The following is a 9,684-nucleotide window of genomic DNA, read 5'->3' on the forward strand; positions in this document are numbered from 1 at the left end:
GTGCCCCCCCCCCCCGCCCACCCCCCCCCCCGACCCCTACCCCCAGTGTGACCAAACCCTACCTAAACGCCCCCCTGCCCTCCCTACTCCTCCCCCTACGGGGGGCCCCCCCCGCCCGGCCCCGCCCCGCCACTCGAAGCTGTTGCTCGGCGTGGACGTCTCCGCGGCCGCTGACGGTCGCGGCCGCGGAGACGAACCCGAGCCGGAGGATTCGACGTAGCCCCGGGCGGGCTGCCGGGCATCTTCGCCCGCGGTGGTGTCTGGTGGCCCGCACCCCGTACGACGTGTGAGCGTTGTTCAAACGGGAGGTGGTCAGGGTGGAGTCCTTCGTTGCCGGCCAGACGGTGCAGCGGCGTGATGTGTTCCGCGGACGCGTGTGGAGTGCGCAGGCCCTGCGGGTGGTCGAGGACTCGCCCACGGCCCTGGTCACTGCCGTCTGGCCGGGGCCGGGGTGCGGGTGCCCGAGGTCTACGCGAGGGTCCGCGCCGGTGAGCTGTCCGTCTCGCGCCAGGACGCGGTGCGGCAACTCGCGGACGGCACCTGGACGCTGACCGAGGGGGAGTGGCAGGAGACGGTGCTGCTTTTGTGGAAGGCGCCGGGCGCGTACTTCAGCGTCAACGCCTTCTACAGCGGCGATGCCGACCACCGGCTGCTCACCTGGTACGTCAATTTCGAACGCCCGAGCGTCCGTCGGGCGTCCGGCTTCGACACCTTCGATCTGCTCGTCGACCTCCTCGTCGAGACGGACCTGTCCAGCTGGCGGTGGAAGGATGAGGCCGAATACGCCCATGCCCGGCGCCTGGGCATCATCGACGACACGGAGCACGCGCGCGTCGACGCTGCCCGCCAGCAAGCCCTCGCCCTGCTGGCCGAGCGGGGTGGACCGTTCGCTGAGGCCGACCGGTGGATCGCCTGGCGCCGTGACCCGGCCTGGCCGACTCCGTCCCTGCTGCCGCACTGATCCAGTCATCGGCCGGCGCCACGCGGACGAGGGCGCGAGGCATGCGGCGTCCTCCGCGTACCGTGCGAGCGACAGAGGGCCACCGAGCTGCTGGGCGCGGCCACCCGCGGGGCGGCAGACTACGTGGCTGACGCTTCCTGCGCGGCAAGCCCCGGCTCGCCGCAGCGCCGGAGGTGCCCGCCATGTCGAAGTAAATCTCCTACAAGGCCCGGCGGGCCAGGCGGAACAGGACCCGGGCGTATACAAGGGTCGCCGCCGTGATGATCGTCGGGATGACCGCCAGCGCGAGTATGCCTACCAGGGCCCGGCTGTCTTCAGCGCGTGCGAAGAGTCCCCGGTCGTCGTCCATCAGGAACCGGTAGCCGAACCACGCCCACATCGCCAGCGACAGCAGCAACCACCCGAGCGACCACTTCTCGACATGGTGCCCGTCCTGGCGCAACTGCTCTGCGTCTGCCGTCATTTCTCCCCCTCTATCTCTGGTGATCAGTGGCCAGTTCATCACAGTACGTACGTGCCGACGGCGCGGGGTCCCTCGCCTCGTTAGCCCGTCCCCGAGGCTGGCGTCCAGGGACAGGACCGCCCGTGCCGCCTCCACACGGGCATCAGCTGTCAACGCAGCCGCCGCACTTCCACCCAAAGCGCGCCGATGGTGCACGTTCACCGGAGTCACACCAAGGTCAGGCTCAGGGTCGGAGCCCGCGGGCAGCGTCCTGACAGCCCTACCGGCGGACCCAACCGAAGGACGTTCTGCTGCCGTGCATGTGGCCGAAGCTGGAGGGCTTCACGGAGATCGCCACCTGCGTGAAGCGGGCCCGGGTATAGGTAGGTGACGTTGGCGGCGCCGAGCTGGACCGGCGCATCGTGCTGCGCCTGCAGCCCCAAGGGCCCGCGCAGATCCAGGACCCGCAGGGTTCCCGACCCCGTACCGCCACGCTCAGCGTCGCTGCGGTACACCGGGAGCCAGGAGCGCACGCGAGGCGCGAGGGCCCGCCGGCAGCTCAAGGGCGGCCATACCAGCCGCCGCCGGAGCTCGCGGGCCGCCCCGGCCGGGCTGTCCCTCAGGCCAGCGCGCCTGAGCCAGCACTGAGTTTCAGTCGCTTCGGTCGCTGCGTTGCACCAGGGGTTGCCTTCGACGTCACACTGCCGCGGCGAGTGGTGGGGATCGGGCATCGAGGCAGTTGGTTGGAGCATCTGGCGCATCAATTCCTCGAACAGCCGATCGGATCTGCTGGGCTGATTGGGAGAGGACCTGCCTGCTCTGCGGACGCGCGGTTCCCGGGTGCCTGAGGCTCGGTCGCTTCAGTCGCTTGGGTCGCTGTACTCGACAGGGAGCGACTGAAAGGCCAGCGACTGAGCGGTTCTCCAGTCGCTGGCTGGCTGAGCCAGGAGAACTGGCAGGTCAGCGCGTTCTCCTGGAAGTGAGAGCGACTCAAGCGACCGGACAGCGCATATACGGGCTCCAGAGAGAGTGTGCGTGTGCGTTATATACAGAGAGCTTCAGTCGCTTCAGTCGCTGTTCGGCCTTTCTACCCTGCCTGAGCTGGCCTTTTGCTGTTGCCGTCACGCAGCGACCGAACCGTCCAGGGTCGCTGTGCTGTTCGCTCGGTCGCTGGACGAGTGCTAGCCGGTCGCATCATCGACACAGGAGCACCGTTGTTCTGCATGTGCTCCACGACCCCACCGTCCCCGTTCGCTAGGCTGTGTCTGTCATTGAGTCGCTTCGGTCGCTAGTGGGGGGTGCAGATGCCTGCTGAGCTGCAGTTTTCCCGCAGCGACTCAAGCGGCTCAGCCATCCCCGCTCCTTCAGTCGCTCCGGCCCTTGCCACTGCACAGGCCTGCGCCCGCCGCGGCTGGCCCGTGCACCCCCTCGCCCCAGGCCGCAAGACACCAGCCGCGAACTGCAGCGACTGCCGTGCCAACGCCCACACACCGACCGGCTGCCCCTGCCTCCGCGCAGGCCTCTGGTGCCACAGCTTCCACGCAGCCACCCTCAACCAAGACCGCATCCAGCAGTGGTGGGGACAACACCCGGAGTTCGGCATCGGAGTCTCCTGCGGCCCGGCCGGCCTGGTCGTCATCGACATCGACGCTCACGGCACCCAGCCCCCGGCGCGTGACCGAATTCTGCCCGGCATCCCCATCGGCGACCAGGTCGACCTCTCCGGCCTCGCCAACGGCTTCCACACCCTCGCCGTCCTCGCAGCCCTCCGCAGCCAGCACAGCCCCGCCGACGACACCACCACCCTGCGCGTGCGCACCCCCTCCGGGGGCCTCCACGTCTGGTACCGGACCACCGGCAACCGCCACTGGAAGGCCTCCGCCGGCTCCAGCCCCGGCCGCGCCCTGGCCTGGCAGGTAGACATCCGCGCCCACGGCAGCTACATCATCGCCCCCGGCACCACGACCATCCACGGCAGCTACGTTCCCCTCGGCGAGGCCCGCGAGCCTGCTGCCCTCCCTTTGTGGCTCGCTCAAGAACTCGACCGCACCGGACACTCGCCCGCGCCCGCCATTCCCGCTCCCCGGCCCGTCCCGCCGCGCGCCCAGCAGGCCGTGCTTGCCGCCGGCGGCCGCCGAGGCCAAACCGAGCACACCCTCGCCGCGGTCCTGGCGCCGGTCGAAGCCTGCGGCCAGGTCGCCCATGGCGCAGGCTTCTCCGACGCCCTCAACCGGGCCGCCTACACCCTCGGCGGCCTCATCGCCGCCGGCCGTCTTTCCCAGCAGGAAGCCGAACAGGCACTTAAAGACACTGCGGCCGCGGCCCGCCCGGGTCAGGAGCTGCGCATCGAGCAGATCATTCGCAGCGGCCTCGCCGCAGGCCTGAAGAAGCCCCTCCACGCGACAGGGAGGCGCCCGTGACCTCCCCCGGCATCGAGCCGCTCTTCGAGTTCGACCCCGAAGCCGTCGCCGCCCAGATCCGCGCACAGGCCCCCGCCACGCCGCTGCCCGCACAAGCCACCGCCGAACGGTCAAGCGGTGAAGCGACCGCCAACGGCCTCCTGCCGGACACACTGACCGACCGCGGCAACGCGAAACTGTTCGTCAAGCTGTACGCCAACGACTACCGGCACGTCCCCAACATCGGCTGGTACCAGTGGGACACCACCCGCTGGCAGATCGACGAAGACGAAACCGTCCTGTGGGCCGCTGGCGACCTCGCCGAGACCATCGCCGAGCACGACCCCCGCGGCCGGTTCACCACAACCGCCCTGCACAAGCACCGCACCCGCGCCATGTCGACCTCCGGCATGAACGCCATGCTCGCCCAGGCACGCTCAGCGCCCGGCATGGTGCTCAAAGCGGACCGTCTGGACGCTGACCCTTACGCCCTGTGCACGCCCCAGGGCGTCGTCGACCTGCGCACCGGGCTGCTCAGGGCCCCCGACCCGAACAAGGACTTCCACTCCCGCTCCACCACCGTCGGCCCGCAGCAGACACCCATCCCGCGCTGGCTGCGCTTTTTGACCGACACCTTCGGCGACGACGCCGAAGGCCTGCAAATGATCGACTACCTGCAACTGCTGCTCGGATACTCGATCACCGGCGATGTCGGAGCGCAGATCCTTCCCTTCCTCTGGGGAACGGGAAAGAACGGCAAGTCCGTCCTCCTGGACGTCATGATGAAGCTGCTCGGCGACTACGCCGACGCGGCCCCTCCCGGCTTCCTGATGGCCAAGCCGTTCGAAGGCCACCCCACCGACCTCGCCGAACTCCACGGCCGGCGCGTCTACGTCTGTTCGGAGATCAAACCCGGCGACAAGTTCGACGAAGCCCGGGTCAAACACCTCACCGGCGGCGACCGCATCAAAGCTCGCCGCATGCGACAGGACCCCTTCAGCTTCGAACCCACCCACAAACTCTGGCTGCTGGGCAACCACCGCCCCGAAGTCGGCACCGGCGGCTTCGCCTTCTGGCGGCGCATGCGTCTGATTCCCTTCGAGCGCGTCGTCCCCGATGACCGCAAGATCGACAACCTGGCCGACCTCCTCGTGATGGAGGAAGGCCCGGGCATCCTCGGCTGGCTCATCGACGGAGCTCGCCGCTACCTGGGCGGCGACCGCGATCTCACCGGCCCCGAACGCGTCCGGATCGCCACGACCGCCTACGCCGAAACCGAGGACCACACCGGCCGCTTCTACGAGGAATGCTGCCGACTGGGTCCCGACCTGCGCGCCGAGCAGACGGCGCTCTACGCCGCCTACACCACCTGGTGCAACAATGAAGGCGCACTGGTCATGTCCTCGCGCGCCTTCGCCTCCCGCACCCGGGAACTGGTCGGGCTGGCCTCACCCAAGGGGATGATCCTGTCCAACCAGCGCAAGTACTACCCGGGCATCGGACTGCTCACCGACGAAGAGAGGGAAGCCAGCGCATGAGTTCCCTGATCGATGCGGACGAGATCAGCCACGAAGTCGACCTCGTATGGCTGGAAGACGTTGCCCAGCTCGACTACGTGCGCCAGAGCCTGGACCGGCTGCCCACCCGCAAGGGCAAGCCCGCCTACCACCGCGACGGCCGCATGGTCGGCTACGCCATCCTCGGCCCCGACGCCAAAGCCTCCCGCGCCTCTGGCACGTTCCGTCGCCGCGTCTTCTGGGTCCTGCCCCATGACCGCGACACCGAGCCCGACGGCCTGTACGCAAAGAGCGCCCCCGCCGAAGCCGTCGACCCGCGCACCCTCGAACCTCGCGTCAAGGGCTACAAGACCGAACGCTCCGAAGGCGGCCCGCCTTCTCTCGCCATGCAAGAGCTCGGCATACAGCTCCCGTTGTAATGCCCGGCCCCGACCGCCGTGTCTCAAGTCCTGACCAGCCTCATCGCGGTGGTCGGCACGCAAGGGGGAATTCTTCTTGCGCCCTACGGCCGATGCTGGCCTCACCTCAATCTCGGTGCTCTGTCAGGCCAGCCCCACCCAGGTGTAGATGGCCGCTACAAGGCAGGTCGCGAGGCTCACATACACCACCCAGCGCCCAAGGTCGAGGCCCAGGAACGTCGCGAGGGCGGATTGCTTGCGCGTTCGCGCTGGTACAGGCGTAGCGCCTGGACACCAGTGGCGTCAGCTAGACGTTCCTCAAGTTCGGCGACGGCGTCAGCCGCCAGTGCTGCCGACGCTCTGACGCGAGTGGCCTCATGGTCAGCTGCAACCAGACCGACCGCAGCCAATATGCCTATCGCGCCCCCCAGGCCGTACAGCTTTGCCTGCAGCACGGCACCGTAGCCTGCGCCCAAAAACGCCAGCCACAGAGTGACAACTTGAAGCAGCGCCCCGTGCGGCTGCGGCGGTTCTCATACCAACGCCATGCGTGGTCCAAGGCGATGGCCAGCGTTTCGCGCTTCCCCTCGCTCACAGGTTCACCTTCGCAGAGTCGCCAGTGCTCGTCCACGGTGCACGGCGCGAGAGGTGATACAGGACATTGCTTTGATGTTCAGGACGGGCCAGCACTATCGGGGTCCTGACGAGCGCTGGGCAAGTGCCGTCGGGTACGTAGGGCTGGAAGAGCCGGGGTGGTCGCTGGCGTCAGGGGCATCGGGACTGTGCACCCGGACCGGTGGGAGATGCCGGGACGGATACCCGGAGAACACTGAGACAGCCCGGACTTCACGGAGACCGGACACTCGACACCAGGATTGTCCTGTGACACCGGTCCTTGACCGATCGCCACCGAAGTCAGACCACTGCGGTTCCTGCCAGCGAACCTTGACCGCCCTGGTCAGGGCTTTGCCGGGCAGTGTCAGACCCTTGCTGGATGATCTGGTCATGCTGATTGCGACCACCGAGCGTGGCCATGTGGTGAAACGTCCATCCAAGCCCCGGCGCTTCAGTGCTCGAAGACCGCCGTCGCCACCGGCACTGACAGCAGCAGGCTGAGTCCGACCAGGGGGAGGCGGTCCAGCCACAGGACGGCGGCGAATTCGCGCAGTGTCGCGGCCAGCCAGTAGGCGGGGGAGGTCGGCGCGCCCACGACGTGCACCGGCGCGCCGACGCGGCGGGCCAGCAGGGTCGTGCGATAGACGTGGAAGCCGCTGGTGACCACCGTGGCACGGTGGCCGGGAGTGGTGCCGTCCACGAGGGCCACGCTGAAGCGGAGGTTCTGCCCGGTGTTGACGGAGCGGTCTTCCCGCACGATCCGGTCGGCGGGCACTCCGCGTCCGCGCAGATAGTCGGCCATCGCCTCCGCCTCGGAGCGGACCTCGTCGTCGCCCTGGCCGCCCGAGACGACGAACACCACACGAGGCGTGTCCGGTGCACGGGCGGCGTCGAGCGCGAGGGCGTGCTCCAGCCTGCGGGTCAACAGCGGGCCGGGCCGGTCGCCGTTGAGCCCGGCGCCCAGGACGACGACATGGGTGGTTTCCGGCAGGGGGGTGCTGCGGCCCCGGACGAGTACGTAACCGGCGAATACCAGGAAGAGCAGAGTGAGGTATCCCGCGGCCGCGTTCACCGCGACCACCAGGGCACCGAACGCCTCGCCGCCGACCTCGTGGAAGACCGCGTCGAGGCCGAGCACCGCCAGCACCGCGCAGCCAGCGGCCCCGGTCGCCAGCAGGGCTGCCTGCGGTCCGTAGCGCCGGACCAGAAGGACGCCGTCGGCCAGCAGCAGCAGGCCCACCGCGAGCGCCAGGAGCAGGGCGGCGACGGCGAGGACGGTGGCGATGGTCGGGTGGGCTGCCGCCCTGCGACCAGACACGCCTAGTCCGGCAGAGGTCACCGCGAGGCAGAACAGGACAGCGGTGGAGAACCGGTGCGGCGCCAGCAGGGCGTTGACGACGCCACCCGCAGCGAACACGACCGCAGCGAGGTATTCCGGGTACTCCGGCATGTTCCGCACCGCTCCGCTCTCCCGCCCGCCGGGCCGCTCCCCGTACCCGCCCGCCTCTCGCCGCCCGCGGGTTCCCGGACCCGGTACGGACAGCTGCCGGCCATCCTCCCAGACCTGCTGTGATGCGCCGAACGCGGGCGGGCGGCGGTGCGTTCAGCGGGACCGGCATGTCGACTTTGCCGAGCCGCGCGAACTGAAGGACCGCTGGGAGTTCAAGCGTGCCGTCACCCGGATGCGCAACGGCAAGCAGCCGCAACCGGAGGTACCGGAGCTCCAGTCAGGCCGCGACCCCGCCGACATCGCGACCTGGCGTTTCGAGCACGACGTGTGCGAGCGGCTGGCTCGCCAGCTGCGCTCGGTCGGTGACGCGCTGGCCTGGCGCGTCTTCGGCTTCCACCGCCCGTTCATCCTCGCTCTGTGCCGCAACCAGTCGCCCGGCCCGATGTACGGCAGGCGACATAACGGTATGGGACGATGTGCACCCGGTCTGGGCTCGGTGGCCTCTGGGTGACGCTGCTGACCGTAAGTGCCACCGATGATCAGTCGCGGTAGGCCTCACGGGGGCTGGCTGTCCGCTCCTGCGGGAGGCCCGCCGGGTGATGCGCCTGGGCATCAAGGGTGATCGCCACCCAGGTGATCAGTGATTCCGAGAGCTGGATGAGCCGTTCGTCGTGGCGTGCGTGCCGGCGGGCGTGCATGACCCAGGTGTGGGAGCGTTCGACAACCCAGAGCCGGGGCAGAACCCACCCCGCCTGACGGTGACCTCTCTCGGGTCGGCCCGGTTACCAGGCCGGACAGCGAACAGACCGAGTTACAGGGCGTCTTTGCGCGGCTGCACAAGCGCCGCGAGGACCTGCGTCGGCAGATCCTCGCGGCGTCCGGGGAAGAGAGGGACGCACTGGTGAGACTGTGGCGGAGCACGCGCAGGGCGTCACGCGACTACGCCACGTCAGGGCGCCGCATACCAGCTCCTCCAGACCAGCGTGGGCGGCGCCTCCGACCGTCTCTGTGCGGCCGAGGGGTTGACATCCCTCGGCTTCGTCAACCAGCGCGGCATCTAATATGCCGGCGTTCCACTTCTTGATCAGAAGAGGGGCCGTTGGTTAGGCTCCACCGATACGGTGTGTGACGCTTGGGGAACATCCTGTGTGCAGCCACCGGTGCAGGGGGGTGGGTGTGCCTGACTCGATAGCCGTGCCGACGGGTGTCCAGCCAATCAGCTTCGACGTGCACGCAGTCCGCGGGGGAAGCCCCGGCGGAGCCCGCGACGACTTCGAGACGATGATCGCTCAGCTTGCCGCCGCGACGACCCCAAATGTACGGTCCGTCGCTGCCAACCCGGGCGACTGGGGTATCGACGCTTTCGCCGGAAACCTCGGCGGAGCGATCACGGTGTGGCAGTCCAAGTACTTCATGCCGGTCACCACCAAGAAGCACGTACAGCAGGTCGAAGAGTCGCTCGACAACGTGCTGAAGGCAGCCGTCAAGAACGGCCACACCATCGCCAGCTGGATTTTGTGCATCCCCTCCAGCATGGACGGCCCCATGACGGCATGGTGGGACACGTGGACGAAGGCGAGGGAGAAGGAGCACAGCCTCGTCATCCAGCTCTGGGACGAGACCGCTCTCCGGAAGAAGCTGCTTACTGATCGTTTCAGAATGAAATGTGTTGTGGGGCTTGGCAGTTGGGTGTCGTGTCGGCAGGATCTGTTGGGTGTCCGCTGATCTTGTGCCTGATGACTTGGGGGAGCGTGTGGCCCCGCTGCTGCCGGTTCGTCCGCCCAGGCGGTATCGGTATCCCGGGCGGTTGCCTGCAGACGACCGCGCTGCGCTGCGCGGCATCGTCTACGTGCTGTGCAAGGGCGTGAGCTGGCGGGACGTTCCCGCGGAACAGGTCGGCTG

9 protein-coding genes and 2 pseudogenes are annotated in these 9,684 nt (G+C 68.7%); 8 read left to right on the forward strand and 3 right to left on the reverse strand.

Annotated elements, in window-relative coordinates; translation table 11 throughout:
- The first annotated feature begins 457 nt into the window (after nt 1-457).
- Nucleotides 458-961, forward strand: coding sequence for a DUF402 domain-containing protein (locus ACFWBB_RS41305; RefSeq protein ID WP_385284056.1), 504 nt, complete (start codon nt 458-460; stop codon nt 959-961).
- Between the two features lie 199 nt (nt 962-1,160).
- On the opposite strand, the gene ACFWBB_RS41310 is transcribed toward ACFWBB_RS41305, so the two are convergent.
- Nucleotides 1,161-1,424 carry a hypothetical protein gene (locus ACFWBB_RS41310; RefSeq protein ID WP_385284059.1) on the reverse strand — a complete coding sequence of 88 codons (264 nt, stop codon included), beginning with the start codon at nt 1,422-1,424 and terminating at the stop codon, nt 1,161-1,163.
- Between the two features lie 1,397 nt (nt 1,425-2,821).
- Between ACFWBB_RS41310 and ACFWBB_RS41315 the strand changes: the two genes are divergently transcribed.
- Genes ACFWBB_RS41315 through ACFWBB_RS41325 form a run of 3 tightly spaced genes read left to right on the forward strand, consistent with a single transcriptional unit; the run spans nt 2,822 to nt 5,738 of the window.
- The gene (locus ACFWBB_RS41315; protein ID WP_385284062.1) at nt 2,822-3,823 is read left to right on the forward strand and encodes a bifunctional DNA primase/polymerase; all 1,002 of its coding nucleotides are present in this window, start codon (nt 2,822-2,824) and stop codon (nt 3,821-3,823) included.
- Nucleotides 3,820-5,340: a phage/plasmid primase, P4 family gene (locus tag ACFWBB_RS41320; protein ID WP_385284065.1), complete on the forward strand. Its 1,521-nt coding sequence runs from the start codon at nt 3,820-3,822 to the stop codon at nt 5,338-5,340. Before ACFWBB_RS41315 ends, ACFWBB_RS41320 begins: the two co-directional genes overlap by 4 nt.
- Nucleotides 5,337-5,738: a DUF6009 family protein gene (locus ACFWBB_RS41325; RefSeq protein ID WP_142270019.1), complete on the forward strand. Its 402-nt coding sequence runs from the start codon at nt 5,337-5,339 to the stop codon at nt 5,736-5,738. Before ACFWBB_RS41320 ends, ACFWBB_RS41325 begins: the two co-directional genes overlap by 4 nt.
- Nucleotides 5,739-6,783: 1,045 nt before the next feature.
- Here the strand turns inward: ACFWBB_RS41325 and ACFWBB_RS41330 are convergent.
- Entirely contained in the window at nt 6,784-7,782 is a 999-nt protein-coding gene (locus ACFWBB_RS41330) for a YdcF family protein (RefSeq protein ID WP_385284068.1), read from the reverse strand.
- Between the two features lie 232 nt (nt 7,783-8,014).
- Here ACFWBB_RS41330 and ACFWBB_RS41335 point away from each other — a divergent pair, with 232 nt between their 5' ends.
- Nucleotides 8,015-8,293: a hypothetical protein gene (locus tag ACFWBB_RS41335; RefSeq protein ID WP_385284071.1), complete on the forward strand. Its 279-nt coding sequence runs from the start codon at nt 8,015-8,017 to the stop codon at nt 8,291-8,293.
- A gap of 103 nt (nt 8,294-8,396) precedes the next feature.
- Here the strand turns inward: ACFWBB_RS41335 and ACFWBB_RS41340 are convergent.
- Nucleotides 8,397-8,534: pseudogene (locus ACFWBB_RS41340) on the reverse strand (IS5/IS1182 family transposase); the annotation flags it as partial.
- A gap of 201 nt (nt 8,535-8,735) precedes the next feature.
- Here ACFWBB_RS41340 and ACFWBB_RS41345 point away from each other — a divergent pair.
- From ACFWBB_RS41345 to ACFWBB_RS41355, 3 genes and pseudogenes are all read left to right on the forward strand, one after another.
- Nucleotides 8,736-8,843: pseudogene (locus tag ACFWBB_RS41345) on the forward strand (GNAT family N-acetyltransferase); the annotation flags it as partial.
- Between the two features lie 115 nt (nt 8,844-8,958).
- Complete coding sequence (locus ACFWBB_RS41350) at nt 8,959-9,507, forward strand: hypothetical protein (RefSeq protein WP_385284074.1); 549 nt, start codon at nt 8,959-8,961, stop codon at nt 9,505-9,507.
- A gap of 28 nt (nt 9,508-9,535) precedes the next feature.
- On the forward strand, nt 9,536-9,684 hold a 149-nt coding region (locus tag ACFWBB_RS41355), incomplete at its 3' end, for a transposase (protein ID WP_385284077.1).

It is taken from the genome of Streptomyces sp. NPDC060000, from assembly GCF_042737375.1.
Lineage (GTDB): Bacteria > Actinomycetota > Actinomycetes > Streptomycetales > Streptomycetaceae > Streptomyces.